Source organism: Devosia ginsengisoli, from assembly GCF_007859655.1.
Classification (GTDB): Bacteria; Pseudomonadota; Alphaproteobacteria; order Rhizobiales; family Devosiaceae; genus Devosia; species Devosia ginsengisoli.
In genome coordinates, this window is sequence record NZ_CP042304.1 from 3,370,315 (window position 1) to 3,387,085 (window position 16,771).

A 16,771-nucleotide genomic window follows, 5' to 3' on the forward strand; every position below is an offset into this window, starting at 1 on the left:
CCTCTCTTTCAGCAAACCCATGGTGGAACCCCTCTCGCGAGGCAGTCCCGCGGCCGCAAGGGCCGGGTTCCTTGCATTGGAATACGCCCGTATCTGGGCTTGCTGGCTATATAGGGGGGTGGCCCGGTTGCTTCAAGCGCTTCCCTGCCCCAAAAGCAGCGGCACCGCTCCTGACCCGGAACGGTGCCCCACGGACGAGCGCCGGCCTAGTCGTAGATCGTGTATTCGTTGAGCGAGCAGATATCGACGCCGCTGATCACCGTTTCGCTGGAATCGTCCATCACGAACTTGAAATCATATTCGCACTGGTCCGAACCGTCGCCGATCGTCACCGTGCCCTGATAGCCCGATTCCAGGATGCCATCGTCGCCGAGCAGGTCATAGCCCCAGTTGGTATCGGTGCTGGGCGAGGTGTAGAAATAATGCAGGGCGCGGGCGCTGTTATTGATCAGCGTGAATTCCACGGTCTGCGCGGCAGCCGGCATGGCGCCGGCCAGCAGCGCCAGGGCGGCAAGGCCGCCCCTGAGATTCGATGTCATGAAAAAGTCTCCCAAACCGGCGGCACATCGCCGCCAGCCGGACGGTTTCATACCATGCCGGATCGAATTGGCCAGAGGCTGTCGTCTGGATCAGTCGTAGATCGTATAGCTGCCCAGGTCGCAGATATTGATGTCGTTCACGACCGTCTCGCTGCGGTCGGCCATGATGAACTTGAAATCGTAATAGCACTCGGTCGAACCATCGGCGATGGTGACCGTGCCGTTGTAACCGGCCCGCAAGGTATGCCCGCCGCGCAGCAGGTCCGGCCCCCAGCGCGTCGAGGCCGACGGGCTGGCATAGAAATAGTGCAGCGAGCGGTTGCTCTCGTTGTAGAGCGTGAAATAGATGTCCTCGGCCGCCACAGGCAAGGCGCTGCCCAGCAGCACCAATGCGGCAACGCCACCCCCAATGATCGTCTTCATAAGCGCGTCCCCAGATGACCGGCCTCGCATCCTGCGGCCGACGGGGAAATCTGCCCCGGCCCCCCACCCCCTCCAACCCCTGTTCATGGGGGCGGGCGAGGCTGCGGGGGCCGGTGTTTACTTCGGCGGTTGGGCGTTTCTCCTTCTCCGCCGCCGCAGAGACCTCATGGTGAGCTTGTCGAACCACGAGGTTGCGCGAGTGAAGGCCGCCATGCCACGCCCTCGTGGTTCGACAAGCTCACCATGAGGGCTACTGGTGCGCCAGATGGGCCTTCAGTCACGCACCGGCTCCCGATCCCATCACTTCCCTGTTCCACCCCGCCCCCGAAATGCTCTAGAAGCGCTGGCATGTTCGCCCCCGGCTCAGTCCTGCTGCATGACACGCTCGCCCCCAGGGGGAGAACCTGTTATTCACCGCCCCGCGCGATAGTCTCGTCGCCCATGATGCGGTAGGGGTCCGCTCCGCCCTGCAGCAGCTCGAAGCCGCCAATAAAGCCGGCCTCCATGCCGCCGGCTTCCTCGCCTATGAACTGGGCTTCCTGTTCGAGGAGCGGCTGGCGCAATTGCTGCCACCGCCCGGCCCGACGCCCCTGCTCTGGCTCGGCCTCTACAATGCCCCCGAACGCCTGACCGCCGCCGAGGTGGAAACCCGCCTTGCCGGCACCAGCACCGGCGCAGCGCTCGATATCGTCCCGCGCATGGATGAGGCCGCCTATGGCCACGCCTTTGACACCGTCAAGGCGCTGATCTCAGCTGGTGACACCTATCAGGTCAACCTCACCTTCAAGGCCGGCTTCCGCCTCGAGGGCGATCCCGTGGCGCTTTATCGCGATCTGGTGCGCAAGCAGCCCGTCGCCTATGGCGCGCTGATCAATACCGGGGAGCAGTGGATTCTCTCCCGCTCGCCCGAACTGTTCGTCTCCAGCCGCGACGGCATGCTCGCCGCCCGCCCCATGAAGGGCACGCTGAAGCGCGGTCGCACCCTCGCCGAAGACCAGGCGGGCCGCGCCGCTTTGGCCGGCGACGAAAAGAACCGCGCCGAAAACCTGATGATCGTCGATCTGCTGCGCAACGATCTCGGCCGCATCGCCGAAATCGGCTCGGTCAAGGTCACGGATCTCTTCACCGTGGAAACCTATTCGACGCTCCACACCATGACCTCGGGCATAGTGGCCCGCCGCCGCCCCGGCGTCACCACGTCGGATCTTCTGGCCAACCTCTTCCCCTGCGGCTCCATCACCGGTGCGCCCAAGCTGCGCGCCATGGAAATCATCCATTCTGTCGAAGCCGGTCCGCGCGGCGTCTATACCGGCTCCATCGGCCATTTCGCCCCCAATGGCGACCTGACCCTCAATGTCGCCATCCGCACCGCTGTCATCGACAATGCCGGCAATGGCGAAATCGGCATTGGCGGCGGCATTGTCGCCGACAGCGTCGCCGCTGACGAATATCGCGAGGCCCTGCTCAAAATGGCATTCTTCACCGAACCGGCCCGCAAGGTCACCCTGATCGAAACCCTGCTCTGGGACCGCGCGGACGGCTATTACCTGCTCGACCGGCACCTCGATCGCCTGGCCGCCTCATCAGCCTGGTTCAGCCTGCCTTGCGACCGCGCGGCCATCCAGGCCTTGCTCGAAAGCCAGCCCTTCCCCGAGTCCCGCATGCGCGTTCGCCTGACGCTCGACGCTTCTGGCCCCGCGGTGACCGCAGTGCCCCTGCCGCCCAATCCGCCGGTTTTCCGCTTTGCCATCGCCCCGGAAAAACTCGATTCGCAAAGCCTCTGGCTCATGCACAAGACCACCACCAGGGCCTTCTACGATGAGCCGCGCCAGCGCGCCCATGCCAGCCACGGCGTGGATGAAGTCGTCTTCCTCAACGAGCGCGACGAACTCACCGAAGGCTCGATCACCAGTCTCTTCGTGGAGCGCGACGGCAAGCTGCTCACCCCGCCTTTATCCTCCGGCCTCCTCCCCGGCACGCTGCGCGCCGAACTTCTCGCCACGGGTAAGGCTGAAGAGCAGGTCCTGACCCTTGCCGATCTCGAAGCCGCTGAGGCAATCTGGCTCGGCAATTCCGTGCGGGGCCTCATCCGCGCCGAATGGGTGAAATTTGAAGGAGACGGCCGATGATCGAAATCACCCCCAAGGACGTCCTCGTCGTCGTCGACATGCAATATGATTTCCTGCCCGGCGGGAGCCTGGCCGTATCCGGCGGCGACGAGATCGTGCCGCTGATCAACACGCTGGCCAAACGCTTCACCAATGTCGTCTTCACCCAGGACTGGCACCCGGCAGACCACATCTCCTTCGCCAGCCAGCATCCCGGCAAGAACCCCTTCGAAACCGTGGACCTGCCCTATGGCACCCAGGTCCTCTGGCCCGACCATTGCATGTGGAATACGCGTGGCGCCGAACTCTCCGCCGATCTCGACATCCCCCACGGCCAGCTCATCATCCGCAAGGGCTATGTCAGGACAATCGATTCCTATTCCGGCTTCCAGGAAGCCGACCGCGAAACCCTCACCGGCCTCGCCGGTTATCTGAACGAACGCGATGTCGACCGGCTCTACGTGGTCGGCCTCGCCACCGACTTCTGCGTCGGCTGGACCGCCATAGACGGCGCCGCCGGTGGCTTCGACGTGACCGTCATCGAGGACGCGACGCGCGCCATCGACAATGCAGGCAGCCTCGCCAAGGCTTGGGCCGACATGGCGGAAGCGGGGGTGGAGCGGGTGATGAGCAAGGATATTCTGGGGTAGTTCAGTGCCACGCCTCGTGGTTCGAGGGTCGCTACGCTCCCGCCTCACCATGAGGCTGTTTTGAACGCGGTGTATCAACAGCCCTCATGGTGAGGTGCGAGTTCTTCACGAGCCTCGAACCACGAGGGCGTGGCACAGTACCCCAAAACGAAAAATCCCCGCTCGCGCGGGGATTCACGTGAAACGCTCGGGCGAAACCCCTAAGCGCTCTTGTCCACGGCTTCGTCCACCGGGGCATGGCTCGGGCCGCCCTTGGCGACGCCGACCATGGCCGGGCGCAAGACGCGGTCGCCGATGGCAAACCCGGCCTGCACCACCTGCACGACAGTGCCCTCGGGCTTGCTGGGATCGGGCACTTCGAACATGGCCTGGTGCTTGTGGGGATCGAATTTCTGCCCCTCGGCTTCGATCGGCGTCACGCCATGTTTGGCCAGCAGGCGCTGCATTTCGCGTTCGGCCAGCTCGATGCCCTCGATCAGGCTCTTGGTCGTGGCGTCGCCGTTTTCGCGCGCCTCCGCCGGCAGCATGACCAAGGCACGGCTCAGCGCATCGGTGGCGCTCAGCATGTCGCGGGCAAAGCCGGAAATGGCGTAGCTGCGCGTGTCGTTGACGTCGCGCTCGGTGCGCTTGCGCAGGTTTTCCATCTCGGCAATGGTCCGCAGCACCCGGTCCTTGAGTTCGGCATTCTCGGCTCGCAGCGCCTCGACGGGGTCGATCTCCGGCTCGGCCGGATTTTCGACTTCAGGGTTTTCGTCCGGGGCGGCGTTCTCGTCGCTCATCATTGTTCTGTTCCGCAAGTTTGAGATTTGTGCCGGATATCGGCCAAATGGCCGGTCTTTTCAAGCCTGACGCGACCTAGGGCCGCTTCCGCGCCATCATCGCGCTGATCACATTGGCGGTATAATCCACCACCGGCACGATGCGCGCATAGTTGAGCCGCGTCGGCCCGATCACCCCCAATACGCCCACCACCTTGTCATTGGCATCCTTGTATGGCGAAAGGATCACCGAAGATCCCGACAGCGAAAACAGCTTGTTCTCGCTGCCGATGAAGATGCGCACCCCCTCGGCCTTTTCCGCGTCGCCCAGCAGGTCCAGCAGCCCGTCCTTGCTTTCCAGCTCATCGAATAGCTGCCGCATGCGCAGCAGGTCGTCGCTCGCCATGGCGTCATTGATGAGGTTGGCCCTTCCGCGCACGATCACCGTCGGTTGGCTGGCCGGCGAGGCCTGCGCCAGCGTGGCAATGCCGGCATCCACCAGCTTCTGCGTCAATTCGTCCAGCTCGGCCCGCTGCTCGGCGCGCAATGCGGCCAGCGCCTTGCGCGCCTCGGCAATGGTGCGGCCCACCACATGGCGCGCCAGGTAATTGCCCGCCTGGGTCAGCGCCGAAGCGGTAAGCCCGGGCGGAATATCCATGATGCGGTTTTCCACCTGTCCGTCCTGCCCGACGAGAATGGCCATGGCCCGCGTCGCGTCGAGCCGCACGAATTCGATATGCCGCAAGATGATGTCGGCCTTGCTGGCAATGACCACGCCCGCGCCCTGGCTCAGCCCGCTCAGCAACTGGCTGGCCTCGGTGAGCACATCCTCCACCTGCCCGCGATGCTGCCCCTCGATGCTCTGGGCGATCTGGCTGCGCTCGCTTTCATTGACCGCGCCCACTTCGAGCATGGCATCGACGAAAAACCGCAAGCCTTCCTGCGTCGGCGCTCGTCCGGCCGAAGTATGCGGCGCCGCGATCAGCCCGAGATCCTCGAGATCGGCCATCACATTGCGCACCGAGGCCGGCGAGAGCCCCACCTGCAGCATGCGGGAAAGGTCGCGCGATCCCACCGGCGATCCGGTGTCCAGATACCGCTCGACGATCTTCTTGAAAATGTCCTGGCTGCGGGCATTGAGCACGCTCAGGAAGTCTTCCGGGGGCCTGACCATAGGGAGTTCGATAAAATCGTCCGCTTTAACCGTGCTCCCTCATTTAAGCGCATTGCAGCCATCAGCCAAGCCGCCGCCGCTTGTGAGGCGGGCCGCGTAGGGTTAAGAGGCGGTTAACTGCAATTTCTGACGGATACCCGATGCGCCCTTCCGGACGTGAGCCCAACCAGATGCGCCCCGTGACCATCGAGCGCAATGTCGCCCAGAAGGCGGAGGGCTCCTGCCTCGTCAGCTTCGGCAATACCAAGGTGCTCGTCACCGCCTCGGTCGAGACCAGCCTGCCCGGCTGGCTGCGCGGCAAGGGCCAGGGCTGGGTCACCGCCGAATATGGCATGCTGCCCCGCGCCACCGGCTCGCGCACCCGCCGCGAAGCCACGGCCGGCAAGCAAAGCGGCCGCACCCAGGAAATCCAGCGCCTCATCGGCCGCAGCCTGCGCGCCGTAGTCGATATGCAGCTTCTGGGCGAAAACCAGATCACCGTCGATTGCGACGTGCTCGAAGCCGATGGCGGCACCCGCACCGCCTCGATCACGGGCGCCTATGTCGCTTTGGCCGACGCCATCAAATGGATGGACGAGCGCAAGCTGACCAAGGGCGCGGCCTTGCGCGATTCGGTCGCCGCCGTCTCCTGCGGCATCTATCGCGGCGCCCCGGTGCTCGATCTCGACTATCTCGAAGATGTCGAAGCCCATACCGACGCCAATTTCGTCATGACCGGTTCCGGCAAATTCGTCGAAATCCAGGGCACGGCCGAGCAGGTGCCGTTTTCGCGTGACGAGCTGAATTCACTCATGGCCCTGGCCGAGTCCGGCATCGGCGAACTGACCCTGATGCAACAGGCGGCGCTGGAAGCATGAAGAAACGAGTAGACCTCATGGTGAGCCTGTCGAACCACGAGGTCGTGGCACCGCGGCAGGCCGACCTCGCCCTTCGACAGGCTCAGGGTGAGGTCTCCCGGACGCCCGCCCCCACCTGTGCCATCTGGAACGACATCACCCGCGCCCTCGATGCCAAGCCGCGAGGCGCCAAATGACCGCCATTCCAAAACTCCGCGAAGGCGACCGCCTCGTCCTGGCCACCCACAATGCCGGCAAGCTCAAGGAATTCCAGGAACTGTTCGAGCCCTTTGGCCTTGAACTGGTCTCGGCCGGCGAACTCGGCCTGCCCGAGCCCGAGGAAACCGGCACTACCTTTGCCGAAAACGCCCGCCTCAAGGCGCATGCCGCCGCCCAGGCCTCCGGCATGCTGGCGCTGAGTGACGATTCCGGCCTCTGCGTCGACGCGCTCAACGGCGATCCCGGCGTCTATACCGCCGACTGGGCCGGCGTGCCGCGCGATTTCAACCGCGCCATGAAGCGCGTCGAAGATGCCTTGCAGGCGGCCAATGCCACCGAGCCCTCGCGCCGCCGCGCTGCCTTCAACGCCACGCTCTGCCTCGCCCATCCCGATGGCCGCGACGTGATCTATCACGGCGTCTGCCCCGGCACCCTGGTCTGGCCGCCGCGCGGTGAGCGTGGTCATGGCTACGATCCCATGTTCATGCCCGATGGCTATGACATCACCTTCGGCCAGATGCCGCCGGAAATGAAGCATTCCTGGTCCCCCGGCCAGCAGGGCCTGAGCCATCGCGCTCGCTCCTTCGCCAAATTCGTGGAGGGTCAGATTGAGCGGTGAGCTGGGTGTCATTGGAGCGGCGGCTTTTGCGCCTCCCTCCCCCTTGAGGGGAGGGACCGAGGGTGGGGGTGTCGGAACCTCCACCGGCATGGCGCATGGGGCGGCCGCGACACCCCCACCCCTAACCCCTCCCCTCAAGGGGGAGGGGGATTCGTTCGGTGAAGGCCCATGACCAATCCCAACGACCTCTTTGGCGTCTACGTGCATTGGCCGTTCTGCGCATCCAAATGCCCCTATTGCGACTTCAATTCCCACGTCCATCGCGGCCCCTTCGACGAGATCGACTATGTCGCCGCCTATGAGCGTGAAATCGCCACGGCCGCCGAACTGGCGCCGGGCCGCGTCGTGCAGTCGGTCTTCTTTGGCGGCGGCACCCCGTCGCTGATGAACCCGCAATCCACCGGCCGGATTCTCGACGCCATCGCCAGGCACTGGACGATGGACCGCAATGCCGAAATCACGCTGGAGGCCAATCCGACCAGCGTCGAGGTCGATCGCTTCAAGGGCTATCGCGCTGCCGGCGTCAACCGCGTCTCGCTCGGCGTGCAGTCCCTGCGCGAAGGGCCGCTGGCCGAACTGGGTCGCCGCCACACGGTGGATGAAGCCATCGCGGCCGTGCGCATCGCCCAGTCGGTCTTCGAGCGCTCCAGCTTCGACCTGATCTATGCCCGTCCGAAACAGACGCTGGAAGATTGGGAAGACGAGCTCAAGGAAGGCCTCTGGCTGGCCCAGGGCCATATCAGCCTCTACCAGCTCACCATCGAGCAGGGCACGCGCTATTTCGACCTGCACCAGGCCGGCAAGCTCAAAATGCCCAACGAAGACCTGGCGGCCGATTTCTACGAAATGACGCAGGAGCTGACCTCAGCGGCCGGCCTGCCCGCATACGAGATTTCCAACCACGCCCGCCCCGGCCAGGAGTCGCGGCACAACATGCTCTATTGGCGCTATGGCGAATATGCCGGCATCGGCCCCGGCGCGCATGGCCGCCTCATGATCAACAACCAGCGCCACGCCACCGCCGCCGAAAAAATGCCCTTCGACTGGCAGAAAAGGGTCAAGGCTTCAGGTCATGGCATGGTGGTGGACGATGTCCTCACCTGGGAAGAGCAGGGCGACGAATTCCTCGTCATGGGCCTGCGCCTCAAAGAAGGCATCTCCCCGCCCGCTTCACCGCCATTTCCGGCCGCCAGATTTCCAAGACCCAGATCGAAGCCCTCAAAGGCTACGGCTTCGTCGAAAGCCTGCCCAACGGCAATCTCCGCGTCACCGACAAGGGCTTCCCGGTGCTCGATGCCGTGGTCGCGGATTTGGCGGCCTAACCTCAACCTGATGCCTCGGCTCCAGCCCACCCCTCCCCCTTGAGGGGAGGGTAGCGCCGCCTGGCCCGCAGGGCCTTGGCAAAGCTGGGGAGGGGGTGTCGGGGCTTCATCTGGCATCGAAGTCGTGGCGGGCCCGACACCCCCCACCCTTGATCCCTCCCCACAAGGGGGAGGGAGACGATGAACACCGGCCTCAGCGCTGGCGCCTCCCTCCCCTTGATGGGGAGGGATTGAGGGTGGGGTGACGGGAGCCACAGAAGCCTGAGAACACTCTGGAAAGAGCCCCTAATCCAGCGCCCTGACATACCGCGCTGCCGACCGCGCCACGACATCCTGGCCATTGGCCTGCACCACCCGGTCCCACCAGCCGCCATAGATGCGGTCGAAGCGCAAAGCCGCCGCCCGGTCGGCAATGCGCCGTACCTCGCGCGCCGGCAGCGGGATCATGTTGGGATAGGAGCGCATGAAGCTCACCCAGTTCGGGTCGGGCGCCACCTGGATCGTATCGCCGACCAGGATCGCCCCCTTGCCGCCGGCACCAGCGGCCCATTCCAGCACGCTGCTGCCGGTAAAATGCCCACCCAGCCGATGCACAGTCACGCCGGGCAGCACCTCCAGCACATCCCCGCTCCACGGCTCGATCAGCGAACTCGGCCGCATCACATTGTCCAGGTCCGCCTCGGGCAGCTTGATCGGCACGCCGCCCAGGGCTTCGCTCCACTCCACCATGCCGGTATAGAAATGCGGATGCGAGAATGTGATGGCCGAGAGCCCGCCCAGCGCCCTGATCTTGTCGACGGTCTTGCCATCGACCATCGGCACGCAGTCCCACAGCACATTGCCGTCAGGCGTCTGCACCAGCAAAGCGCGCTGGCCGATGCCGATCGTCGGTGTCAGGCCGATACCTGACAGCCCCGGCTCGATCTCGCGCCAGTCATTGGCGTGCGTGGCATTGATGGTATCGCGGTCGATCCATTCCTGCCCGGCGGCGCCGACATATTGCCGCTCATCCTCGCAGATGGCGCAATGGTCGGGCGAATTGGCGCTCGGCGCATGCTGCGCGCCGCAGGTCTTGCAGATCCAGATCGTCATGGCGGGCTCCTTTGGAGCCACCTTACGTCCGCGCTGCGATGACCTAAAGCCCCGCGCCCTCCACCATCTGCGCGCCGCCCGGTGCGATTTTCTTGATCGCCAGCGCATATTCGGCCCGCCCATTGCCGAGGAAACGGAACACCCCGTCGCGGCCGTTGAAGCCCTGCGCTGATGTCATCAGCACGGGATTATAGGGCGGTGTCGCCATGGACAGCGTGTTCACATTGGCGAGGATGACAGCCGTATAGGCGATAGTGGCGAGCGCATGCGGCTGGCCGCCGAACTGGCGCTGGTAGTCGCCTGATATCGCCATCATGCCGGCCGGATCGACCGCAGGATAGATGGCGCCGCTGAGCTGGGTCGCGCCGGCAATGGCCGGGTCGCCCTCCCAGTCCGCCGAGCCGACGATCTGCACCATCTCATTGGTGATGCCCGCCTGCGCCAGCAATGCGCCAAAGCTCGGCGCCGTCGCGCGGTCAGGCAGGTAGAGCGTATCGATCATGCCCTTCTGGATTTGCGGCAGCGCCTGGTCGATGATCTGCTTGGCTTCGCTGACATTGGAGAATGTATAGACCGCCGATGGTGCAAAGCCGGCGATCACGGCCTGCTGGCGGAACGCGGTCTGCTGCGCCTGCCCGAAATCGGTGGAAGGGAACACCCCGGCATTGCCGCGTCTGCCCTGTTGCTTGACCCAGTTCAGCGAGCGCTTCATCTCCATGTCGGGCAAAACGCTCAGCAGGTACACGCCCGGGCTCGCCGCGGTCGGATTGTTGGAAAAGCCGATGACCGGCACGCCGCTCGAGCGCGCCACCGCGCCCACCGCCGTCACCGCATCGGCCTTGAGCGGTCCCAGGATCAGCTTGGCTCCGCCGGCCAAAGCCGCATTGGCCGCCGCCGTCGCCCCGGCCACCGTGCTGCCTGTATCGCGCAGGCTGATGGTGATATTCTCGGCGATATTGGGATTGGCCTCGATAAAGCTCATGGCCAGCCGGCTGGCATTGGCCAATGACTGCCCCACCTGCGCCAATCCCGGATCGCCGGTCAGCGGCAGCAGCAGCGCCACCTGCACCGGCCCGCGGCCAATGCTCTGGGACGGGCCTGATGGCATCATGCCGGTCTGGCCGGGAATGGGTTGGGCGGGCGCATCCCCACCGAAGTCGAGCACGCGCGAGCCGATCTGAATGGGCGAACAGGCGGCAAGCGCAAAGACGCCCACCGCGCCCAACCCCCGTGCTATGACTTTCCCGAGCTTCCGCATGTCGGGCCTCTCAACGCTAGCAGTCTGTTAACAATTGGCAGCAAAGTGCTAACCAATTCTCAACCCCGTGAAAGCATGACCGACCCCACGCAAGGCTATTTCATCGCCGGCTCCGCCTTCACCGCGCCCCCGCTTTCGCCCGGCCTCTATGTCGTCGCCACCCCGATCGGCAACCTGCGCGACATCACCATCCGCGCCCTCGAAACCCTGGCCGCCGCCTCGGTAATTCTTTGTGAAGACACAAGAATGTCGGCCCGCCTGCTCGATCACTATGGCATCAAGGCCCGCCGCGTGGCCCTGCACGAACACAATGAACGCGCCAAGGCCGACGACATCGTCGCCCGCGTCGCGGCCGGCCAGGCCATAGCCCTCATCTCCGACGCCGGCACCCCCCTGCTGTCAGATCCCGGCTTCCCCCTGATTCGCGCCATGGCCGAAGCGAACCAGCCGGTCTTCCCCATTCCCGGCGCCTCGGCGCTTCTCTCGGCTTTGGTCGTCGCGGGCCTGCCCACCGACGCCTTTGCCTTTCACGGCTTCCTGCCGCCCAAGGCGGGCGCCCGCGCCAATGCCTTGAAGGCGCTGAGCGATTCACGTGAAACCATGGTCTTCTACGAAAGCCCCCGCCGTCTCGACGATACGCTGGCCGCCATGGCCGAACTCTGGGGCAACCGGCAGGCCGCCGTGGCTTTGGAGCTGACCAAGCGCTTCGAGCGCGTCCATCGCGGCACCTTGCCCGAACTCGCCGCCACCTTCGCCGGAGCCGAAACCAAGGGCGAAGCGGTCATCGTCGTGGCCGGCGCCGATGCCCCCGCCGCGCCCGACGCGGCCGACTGGCAGGCGGCGCTGACTGCGGCGATGGAGAACCAGCCTCTGCGCGCGGCAGTCGACGAAGTGACCAAAAATTTCGGACTCAAGCGCAAGGAGGTCTATGATGCCGCCCTCGCCCTCAAAGCCGAAAAGTAAAGCCCGTATCGAGGCTTATCTCGGCGGCCATCGCGGCGAGGCGCTGGCCGCCTGGTTCCTGCGCCTCAAGCTCTACCGCATCGTCCAGCGCCGCTGCAAAACCCCAGTCGGAGAGATCGATCTCATCGCAGAGCGCTTCGGCACCACCGTCTTCATCGAGGTCAAGGCGCGCAGCGTGGCCGCGCGGGAAATGGAGGCACTGGAGGCGGTCAACCGCTCCCGCATCACCCGCGCCGCGCAATATTGGCTGGCGCACCATCCTGCCAAGGCGGGCACGAACCTCCGTTTTGACGTAATTTTCCTTGCACCCGGCCGATGGCCGCGCCATGTCATCAACGCCTTCGACGCTTCCTCCTGAGACCTAAATGGCCAAAAAACTCAAAGTCGCGGTCCAGATGGACCATGTCGCCACGATCAACCCGCGCGGCGATTCCACCTTCGCCATGATGCTGGAAGCCCAGGCGCGCGGCCACCAATTGCTGCATTACACGCCCGATACGCTGGCTCTGCGCGGCAATGTCGTCTCGGCGCTGGCCGCGCCCATCGAGGTCTTCGACAAGCCCAAGGGCGAGCATTTCACGCTGGGCGAAGAAAGCCGGGTCGACCTGTCGACCCAGGACGTGATCCATATGCGCCAGGATCCGCCCTTCGACATGAACTATATCACGCTCACCCACCTGCTCGAGCGCCTGCATCCGAAAACCCTGGTGGTCAATCCGCCGGCCGCCGTGCGCAATGCGCCGGAAAAGATCCTCGTCACCGACTTCCCCGAGCTGATGCCACCGACCCTGGTGACGCGCGACCGGGCGATGATCCACGATTTCCGCAAGGAACACGGCAACATCATCGTCAAGCCGCTCTACGGCAATGGCGGGGCCGGCGTGTTCTTCATCCAGGAGGGCGACCACAACCTGGTGAGCCTGCTCGAACTGTTCGAGAACAATTACCGCGAACCCTTCATGATCCAGAAATACCTGCCGGATGTGCGGAAGGGCGACAAGCGCATCATCATTATCGATGGCGAGCCGGTGGCCGGCCTCAACCGCATCCCCGCCGAAGGCGAAGCGCGGAGCAACATGCATGTCGGCGGCCGCCCGGAACTGTCGCCGCTGACCGAGCGCGAGAAGGAAATCTGCGCCACTATCGCGCCCGCGCTGAAAGAGCGTGACATGATCTTCGTCGGCATCGACGTCATCGGCGACTATCTCACCGAAATCAATGTCACCTCCCCCACCGGCATCCGCGAAATCAAGCGCTTCGGCGGGCCTGACATTGCCGTGATGATCTGGGACGCCATCGAAAAGCGCCGCGCCTGATGTATCTGCTGGTCACGGCGATTCTCGGTGCGGTTGGCTGGTTCCTGTTCCGCCGCTGGCGCAGGAACCTGCCGGTCGATCCACGCCTGACGGCCGCCTATTGGCAGAAATCAGCCATTGTGCTGGCCGTCTACCTGCTCTCCATCCTCGCCGGCGCCGGGGTGACCCGCATCATGGTCGGCTTCAATCGCTCCGGCTGGGCCGACCTGCTCATGGTCGCCTTCTTCGCCGTCTGGGTGCTTTATGGCGCCGTCTGGCTATTGCGCTTCCTGCCCACGAGCAAGCCCCGCCCCGCCTGGCTCACCCGCTCCCGCGGCTGGATCGACGGCGCGGCGCTGGCGCTGCTGGCCGGCCTGGCGGCCGGCGCCCGCATGCTGTGATGCCGGGGGTGGGCAAAGCCCGGTGAAACCGCTAGGTCTATACCTGTCTTGAGGGGACCAGCATCATGCCCACCACCACCTTTCTCGTCGCTTTCGCGACCCTGTTCGCCACGGTGGGCGTGGCCGATATCGCCTTCATCTTCGCGGCGCTCACCAAGCACAATACGGCCAGGCAACGCTTTGTCTTCGCCACGCGCGGCGTCATCATTGCCGGGGTGATCCTGCTGCTGTTCGGGGTGCTGGGGAATCCCATCCTCGAAGTCTTCGGCATCACCATTCCGGCTTTGCGCACAGCCGGTGGCCTGCTGCTGTTCCTCATCGCCATCGACATGGTGTTCGCCCGCCATTCGGGCGGCACCGGCACGACCGACGAGGAAGAGGTCGAGGCCCGCCAGCGCGACGATATCGCCGTCTTCCCGCTGGCCATGCCGCTATTGGCCGGTCCCGGCGCTATCAGCGCCGTCATCCTTTGACCACGGGCACCAAGACCGACCTCGAATTCTGGGCCGTGCTGGTCGCTGTCGTGGTGATCCTGTTCCTGGCCTGGCTGACGCTGCTGGTCGCCATTCCCATCCAGCGGCTGCTCGGCGTCACCGGCCTTGCCGTGGTGTCGCGCATGGTCGGCATCCTGCTGGCGGCCCTGGCGGTGCAGTTCGTTTTCGACGGTGTCAGGACCAGTGGCTTGCTCGGTGGCGCCGCCTGAAATTCGCGTCGCAATTTCGTAAAATTGCCATGTTAATCAAGTCTTAACGCTGTCGTTGACCACGAGAGCTGGCGGGCGCATCTGAATGAATCAGAACCCTCCGTCCGAGGACCTGATTTCATGCGTGTCGCCACCGCAATCGCCCTGATGATCCTGGCCATGCTGGCCGCCAGCTCGGCCCAGACCACCGTCGCCCGCTCCGAATTGCTGCTGCCCATCGAGGCCACCGCGGTCTAGCGGAAAACAAAGGCGGCCCGCATCAGCCGGCCGCCCACTTCCAGATTCGTGACAGATCTTATTTCTTGGCGGTATTGCCTGCGCTGCCGGCGCCCAGGCCCGTCACCGGCTTGGCGGCGGCCAGCTTGTCCTTCTTGGGCTTCTTGGCTTCCTTGTTGCTCCGCATCTGACCTTTTGCCATTCCATCCTCCTGGGGGCATCCGCCCGGTTCGTAACGGGCAAAAGCTATTCCTGCCCTCTGAGACTGGCAAGCCGAACCGCGGCACCGCGCCCGATTTGACTTTCCGCCGGGTTCTGCTTTGATAGCAGGCATGTGCGCATCTTTTTCCGATCAACGCCCGCATCACCGGTTTCGCCTCCTTCGAGGCGTTTGACCTGGTTCGGCGACCTGCTTTTGCAGAGGCCGGGCCAGGCTAATCTCTCCATTCCCCGCTGATCCCTAAACCCGCGCAAGCGGGTGACCTGTCATCGCCTGCGGTTTGCTTCCCATCGAAGCCAGCCTGCGGCGATGCGCGTGCTCGGACAAATCACCATGACGTTCAAATATTCCCTCACCCTTCCCATCAGCGGCAGCCACAAGCTGAAGCGCTTCACCGATTGGGCCGATACGACCCTGCCGGGCCTTGAATATCGCCTGCCCCCGCAGACCCCAATCAAGACCGAAACCATGACCATCCGTCTGCGCGCGCTCGACGATCGCGCCCGCATCCTCACCGCTCTGGGCTCGTCCAAGCCCTGACCATCAGGCGCCGTGCCCCGGCCCGGCGCCCCTTCTTTCCCTCTCATTCTGACAAGGAGCTTCAACACAATGTCGGACTTGCCCCAGTTCGTCATGACCGATCGGGACTATGCCATTCTGCGCGGCATCGCCATGGCGCGGCCTTCCGGAGAGCGCGGCTATTTCGACCTGCTGCGGCACAAGCTGGTGCAGGCCGATATCGTCGAATCCGACCAGATCGACCCGGGCGTGGTCACCATGAACAGCCAGGTGCGCTATCGCGTCGGCGATGGCCGCTGGCTGGAGCACAAGCTGGTGCTCGGGGCGGCCCGTGAAATCATCGGGCAGACCGTCTCGCTGCGCTCGCTCTATGGCCTGGCCCTGCTGGGCATGCGCGACGAGCAGGAATTTACCTATGACGCGGAGCTGGGTCCCGTCACCGTCAGCTCGGTGCTCTACCAGCCGGAGGCCGATGCCGAAATCGTCGACTATGGCCGTGCCCGGATGTGGCGCGGGCAATAGAGCGTTTCCTTGCCGCTATTTGGCCGACTGGCAGCGTCCCGTCGGCCCCAGCGAGGCGATGGCGCGTGGATCGCACCCGGTCAGCAGGAAGGTGATCCAGTCATTCTGGTTGCCGTAGAAAGCGTTGCGATCCACCTCGCCGCGCACGCCACGCACCACGCCGGTCTGCGTCCACTGCCAGAAGGTCCAGACGCGATTGCCATAGCGCTCATGCGGCTCGGCAGCCGTGGAGCGCAGCCAGAAGGCATTGGGGAAGTACTCGCCCTGCAGGATGTCGCGGTGGAAGGTCATGTCGGTATAGATGATGGGGAGCTTGCCGGTATGGTGCTCCATCGCGTCGAGCATGTAGCGGATTTTTTCCAGCGCATCGGCGCGGCTGGGCTTGGTCTTGCAGCTCGAATGATTGTTCCATTCGAGGTCGAGCACCGGCGGCAGCGCATCGAAATCGTTCGGCACATTCTGCACGAACCAGGCTGCCTGTTCCGAGGCCAGCGAGCACCAGGTCATGAAGTGATAGGCGCCGCGCGGCATGCCGGCATCGCGCGCCCGCACCCAATTGGTACGGAAATTGGGGTCGAGATAGTCCTTGCCCTCGGTCGCCTTCATGAAGACGAAGTGGATGCCGGACTGGAAGGCCGTGCGGAAATCGACGTTTTCCTGGTAGCGCGCCACGTCGATCCCCTGGATCGGCATATTGCGCGCGCGGTCCACGCCCGAATGGGGTCGGTTGTCGCCCTGGATGGGGCCATAAAGCCCGCCGCCCGACGAACAGGCTACCAGCAGCGCCGCCAGCATGGCCGTAGCAGCGCCCTTTGCGATCGCGGAAAACGAGGGAAAAGGTCGGCTGAGAAGCATCGGGCCAGAACTCTACGCATGACGAAACTGAGCCTTTGATTCAACATGGCCCGGTTAACGCCGGATTAGGTTTACCAGT

At 64.4% G+C, this 16,771-nt stretch carries 22 protein-coding genes and 1 pseudogene; 14 read left to right on the top strand and 9 right to left on the bottom strand.

The window, feature by feature from the left end; all coding sequences use genetic code 11:
* Window positions 1–206 precede the first annotated feature (206 nt).
* The 3 genes from FPZ08_RS16530 to FPZ08_RS22050 form a co-directional block, all read right to left on the bottom strand.
* Window positions 207–539 (bottom strand): hypothetical protein, encoded by a 333-nt coding sequence (locus FPZ08_RS16530; protein ID WP_146291024.1) that lies wholly within the window; start codon window positions 537–539, stop codon window positions 207–209.
* 90 nt (window positions 540–629) lie between these two features.
* Window positions 630–962: a hypothetical protein gene (locus FPZ08_RS16535; RefSeq protein WP_146291025.1), complete on the bottom strand. Its 333-nt coding sequence runs from the start codon at window positions 960–962 to the stop codon at window positions 630–632.
* A gap of 407 nt (window positions 963–1,369) precedes the next feature.
* Window positions 1,370–1,525 (bottom strand): hypothetical protein, encoded by a 156-nt coding sequence (locus FPZ08_RS22050; protein ID WP_186767054.1) that lies wholly within the window; start codon window positions 1,523–1,525, stop codon window positions 1,370–1,372.
* On the opposite strand from FPZ08_RS22050, the gene pabB reads away from it, so the two are divergent.
* The gene (pabB, locus tag FPZ08_RS16540) at window positions 1,526–3,091 is read left to right on the top strand and encodes an aminodeoxychorismate synthase component I (RefSeq protein WP_146291026.1); all 1,566 of its coding nucleotides are present in this window, start codon (window positions 1,526–1,528) and stop codon (window positions 3,089–3,091) included. It abuts the gene before it with no gap.
* Complete coding sequence (locus FPZ08_RS16545) at window positions 3,088–3,720, top strand: nicotinamidase (RefSeq protein ID WP_146291027.1); 633 nt, start codon at window positions 3,088–3,090, stop codon at window positions 3,718–3,720. Before pabB ends, FPZ08_RS16545 begins: the two co-directional genes overlap by 4 nt.
* A gap of 200 nt (window positions 3,721–3,920) precedes the next feature.
* Here FPZ08_RS16545 and grpE read toward each other — a convergent pair whose 3' ends face one another.
* The gene (gene grpE, locus FPZ08_RS16550) at window positions 3,921–4,499 is read right to left on the bottom strand and encodes a nucleotide exchange factor GrpE (protein WP_186767055.1); all 579 of its coding nucleotides are present in this window, start codon (window positions 4,497–4,499) and stop codon (window positions 3,921–3,923) included.
* Window positions 4,500–4,575: 76 nt separating this feature from the next.
* Complete coding sequence (gene hrcA / locus FPZ08_RS16555) at window positions 4,576–5,652, bottom strand: heat-inducible transcriptional repressor HrcA (RefSeq protein WP_146291029.1); 1,077 nt, start codon at window positions 5,650–5,652, stop codon at window positions 4,576–4,578.
* A gap of 140 nt (window positions 5,653–5,792) precedes the next feature.
* Here hrcA and rph point away from each other — a divergent pair, with 140 nt between their 5' ends.
* The 4 genes and pseudogenes from rph (at window position 5,793) to hemW (ending at window position 8,648) form a co-directional block, all read left to right on the top strand.
* On the top strand, window positions 5,793–6,509 hold the full coding sequence (rph, locus tag FPZ08_RS16560) for a ribonuclease PH (protein WP_146291030.1): 717 nt from the start codon (window positions 5,793–5,795) through the stop codon (window positions 6,507–6,509).
* Entirely contained in the window at window positions 6,506–6,685 is a 180-nt protein-coding gene (locus FPZ08_RS16565) for a hypothetical protein (RefSeq protein WP_146291031.1), read from the top strand. The genes rph and FPZ08_RS16565 overlap by 4 nt, the downstream gene beginning before the upstream one ends.
* Entirely contained in the window at window positions 6,682–7,326 is a 645-nt protein-coding gene (locus tag FPZ08_RS16570; RefSeq protein ID WP_146291032.1) for a non-canonical purine NTP pyrophosphatase, read from the top strand. Before FPZ08_RS16565 ends, FPZ08_RS16570 begins: the two co-directional genes overlap by 4 nt.
* A gap of 168 nt (window positions 7,327–7,494) precedes the next feature.
* Window positions 7,495–8,648, top strand: a pseudogene (hemW, locus tag FPZ08_RS16575) (radical SAM family heme chaperone HemW).
* Between the two features lie 285 nt (window positions 8,649–8,933).
* On the opposite strand, the gene FPZ08_RS16580 reads toward hemW, so the two are convergent.
* Together FPZ08_RS16580 and FPZ08_RS16585 are read right to left on the bottom strand one after the other, a co-directional pair.
* Entirely contained in the window at window positions 8,934–9,740 is an 807-nt protein-coding gene (locus FPZ08_RS16580) for an MBL fold metallo-hydrolase (RefSeq protein WP_146291033.1), read from the bottom strand.
* Window positions 9,741–9,783: 43 nt separating this feature from the next.
* Window positions 9,784–10,998, bottom strand: coding sequence for a penicillin-binding protein activator (locus FPZ08_RS16585; RefSeq protein WP_146291035.1), 1,215 nt, complete (start codon window positions 10,996–10,998; stop codon window positions 9,784–9,786).
* Between the two features lie 75 nt (window positions 10,999–11,073).
* On the opposite strand from FPZ08_RS16585, the gene rsmI reads away from it, so the two are divergent.
* The 6 genes from rsmI to FPZ08_RS22660 all read left to right on the top strand — a co-directional run bounded on the left by rsmI (window position 11,074) and on the right by FPZ08_RS22660 (window position 14,360).
* The gene (gene rsmI / locus FPZ08_RS16590) at window positions 11,074–11,961 is read left to right on the top strand and encodes a 16S rRNA (cytidine(1402)-2'-O)-methyltransferase (protein WP_146291037.1); all 888 of its coding nucleotides are present in this window, start codon (window positions 11,074–11,076) and stop codon (window positions 11,959–11,961) included.
* On the top strand, window positions 11,930–12,319 hold the full coding sequence (locus FPZ08_RS16595; protein WP_146291039.1) for a YraN family protein: 390 nt from the start codon (window positions 11,930–11,932) through the stop codon (window positions 12,317–12,319). The genes rsmI and FPZ08_RS16595 overlap by 32 nt, the downstream gene beginning before the upstream one ends.
* 7 nt (window positions 12,320–12,326) lie before the next feature.
* The gene (gene gshB / locus FPZ08_RS16600; RefSeq protein WP_146291040.1) at window positions 12,327–13,277 is read left to right on the top strand and encodes a glutathione synthase; all 951 of its coding nucleotides are present in this window, start codon (window positions 12,327–12,329) and stop codon (window positions 13,275–13,277) included.
* Complete coding sequence (locus FPZ08_RS16605; protein ID WP_146291042.1) at window positions 13,277–13,657, top strand: hypothetical protein; 381 nt, start codon at window positions 13,277–13,279, stop codon at window positions 13,655–13,657. The genes gshB and FPZ08_RS16605 overlap by 1 nt, the downstream gene beginning before the upstream one ends.
* A 65-nt stretch (window positions 13,658–13,722) precedes the next feature.
* The gene (locus FPZ08_RS22655) at window positions 13,723–14,130 is read left to right on the top strand and encodes a MarC family protein (RefSeq protein WP_210246822.1); all 408 of its coding nucleotides are present in this window, start codon (window positions 13,723–13,725) and stop codon (window positions 14,128–14,130) included.
* Entirely contained in the window at window positions 14,127–14,360 is a 234-nt protein-coding gene (locus FPZ08_RS22660) for a MarC family protein (protein ID WP_210246823.1), read from the top strand. Before FPZ08_RS22655 ends, FPZ08_RS22660 begins: the two co-directional genes overlap by 4 nt.
* A 295-nt stretch (window positions 14,361–14,655) precedes the next feature.
* Here FPZ08_RS22660 and FPZ08_RS22665 read toward each other — a convergent pair whose 3' ends face one another.
* Window positions 14,656–14,778, bottom strand: coding sequence for a hypothetical protein (locus FPZ08_RS22665; protein WP_267911659.1), 123 nt, complete (start codon window positions 14,776–14,778; stop codon window positions 14,656–14,658).
* Window positions 14,779–15,129: 351 nt separating this feature from the next.
* On the opposite strand from FPZ08_RS22665, the gene FPZ08_RS16615 reads away from it, so the two are divergent.
* Both FPZ08_RS16615 and FPZ08_RS16620 read left to right on the top strand, forming a co-directional pair.
* A complete protein-coding gene (locus tag FPZ08_RS16615; protein WP_146291044.1) occupies window positions 15,130–15,336 on the top strand; it encodes a hypothetical protein in 207 nt (68 codons plus the stop codon).
* Between the two features lie 69 nt (window positions 15,337–15,405).
* Window positions 15,406–15,837: a GreA/GreB family elongation factor gene (locus FPZ08_RS16620; protein WP_146291046.1), complete on the top strand. Its 432-nt coding sequence runs from the start codon at window positions 15,406–15,408 to the stop codon at window positions 15,835–15,837.
* 15 nt (window positions 15,838–15,852) lie between these two features.
* Here FPZ08_RS16620 and FPZ08_RS16625 read toward each other — a convergent pair whose 3' ends face one another.
* Window positions 15,853–16,692, bottom strand: a complete 840-nt coding sequence (locus tag FPZ08_RS16625; protein WP_146291048.1) for a glycoside hydrolase family 25 protein — start codon at window positions 16,690–16,692, stop codon at window positions 15,853–15,855.
* Window positions 16,693–16,771: the final 79 nt, after the last annotated feature.

Bases quoted from the DNA above. Each gene is read 5' to 3' on its own strand.
- FPZ08_RS16605 (WP_146291042.1), top strand. From the start codon at position 13,277: ATGTATCTGCTGGTCACGGCGATTCTCGGTGCGGTTGGCTGGTTCCTG.
- hrcA (WP_146291029.1), bottom strand. From the start codon at position 5,652: ATGGTCAGGCCCCCGGAAGACTTCCTGAGCGTGCTCAATGCCCGCAGC.
- FPZ08_RS16535 (WP_146291025.1), bottom strand. From the start codon at position 962: ATGAAGACGATCATTGGGGGTGGCGTTGCCGCATTGGTGCTGCTGGGC.
- FPZ08_RS16565 (WP_146291031.1), top strand. From the start codon at position 6,506: ATGAAGAAACGAGTAGACCTCATGGTGAGCCTGTCGAACCACGAGGTC.
- FPZ08_RS22655 (WP_210246822.1), top strand. From the start codon at position 13,723: ATGCCCACCACCACCTTTCTCGTCGCTTTCGCGACCCTGTTCGCCACG.
- FPZ08_RS16595 (WP_146291039.1), top strand. From the start codon at position 11,930: ATGCCGCCCTCGCCCTCAAAGCCGAAAAGTAAAGCCCGTATCGAGGCT.
- rsmI (WP_146291037.1), top strand. From the start codon at position 11,074: ATGACCGACCCCACGCAAGGCTATTTCATCGCCGGCTCCGCCTTCACC.
- FPZ08_RS16545 (WP_146291027.1), top strand. From the start codon at position 3,088: ATGATCGAAATCACCCCCAAGGACGTCCTCGTCGTCGTCGACATGCAA.
- gshB (WP_146291040.1), top strand. From the start codon at position 12,327: ATGGCCAAAAAACTCAAAGTCGCGGTCCAGATGGACCATGTCGCCACG.
- FPZ08_RS16615 (WP_146291044.1), top strand. From the start codon at position 15,130: ATGACGTTCAAATATTCCCTCACCCTTCCCATCAGCGGCAGCCACAAG.
- rph (WP_146291030.1), top strand. From the start codon at position 5,793: ATGCGCCCTTCCGGACGTGAGCCCAACCAGATGCGCCCCGTGACCATC.
- FPZ08_RS16620 (WP_146291046.1), top strand. From the start codon at position 15,406: ATGTCGGACTTGCCCCAGTTCGTCATGACCGATCGGGACTATGCCATT.
- FPZ08_RS16570 (WP_146291032.1), top strand. From the start codon at position 6,682: ATGACCGCCATTCCAAAACTCCGCGAAGGCGACCGCCTCGTCCTGGCC.
- FPZ08_RS16580 (WP_146291033.1), bottom strand. From the start codon at position 9,740: ATGACGATCTGGATCTGCAAGACCTGCGGCGCGCAGCATGCGCCGAGC.
- FPZ08_RS22665 (WP_267911659.1), bottom strand. From the start codon at position 14,778: ATGGCAAAAGGTCAGATGCGGAGCAACAAGGAAGCCAAGAAGCCCAAG.
- grpE (WP_186767055.1), bottom strand. From the start codon at position 4,499: ATGAGCGACGAGAACGCCGCCCCGGACGAAAACCCTGAAGTCGAAAAT.
- FPZ08_RS16625 (WP_146291048.1), bottom strand. From the start codon at position 16,692: ATGCTTCTCAGCCGACCTTTTCCCTCGTTTTCCGCGATCGCAAAGGGC.
- FPZ08_RS16530 (WP_146291024.1), bottom strand. From the start codon at position 539: ATGACATCGAATCTCAGGGGCGGCCTTGCCGCCCTGGCGCTGCTGGCC.
- FPZ08_RS16585 (WP_146291035.1), bottom strand. From the start codon at position 10,998: ATGCGGAAGCTCGGGAAAGTCATAGCACGGGGGTTGGGCGCGGTGGGC.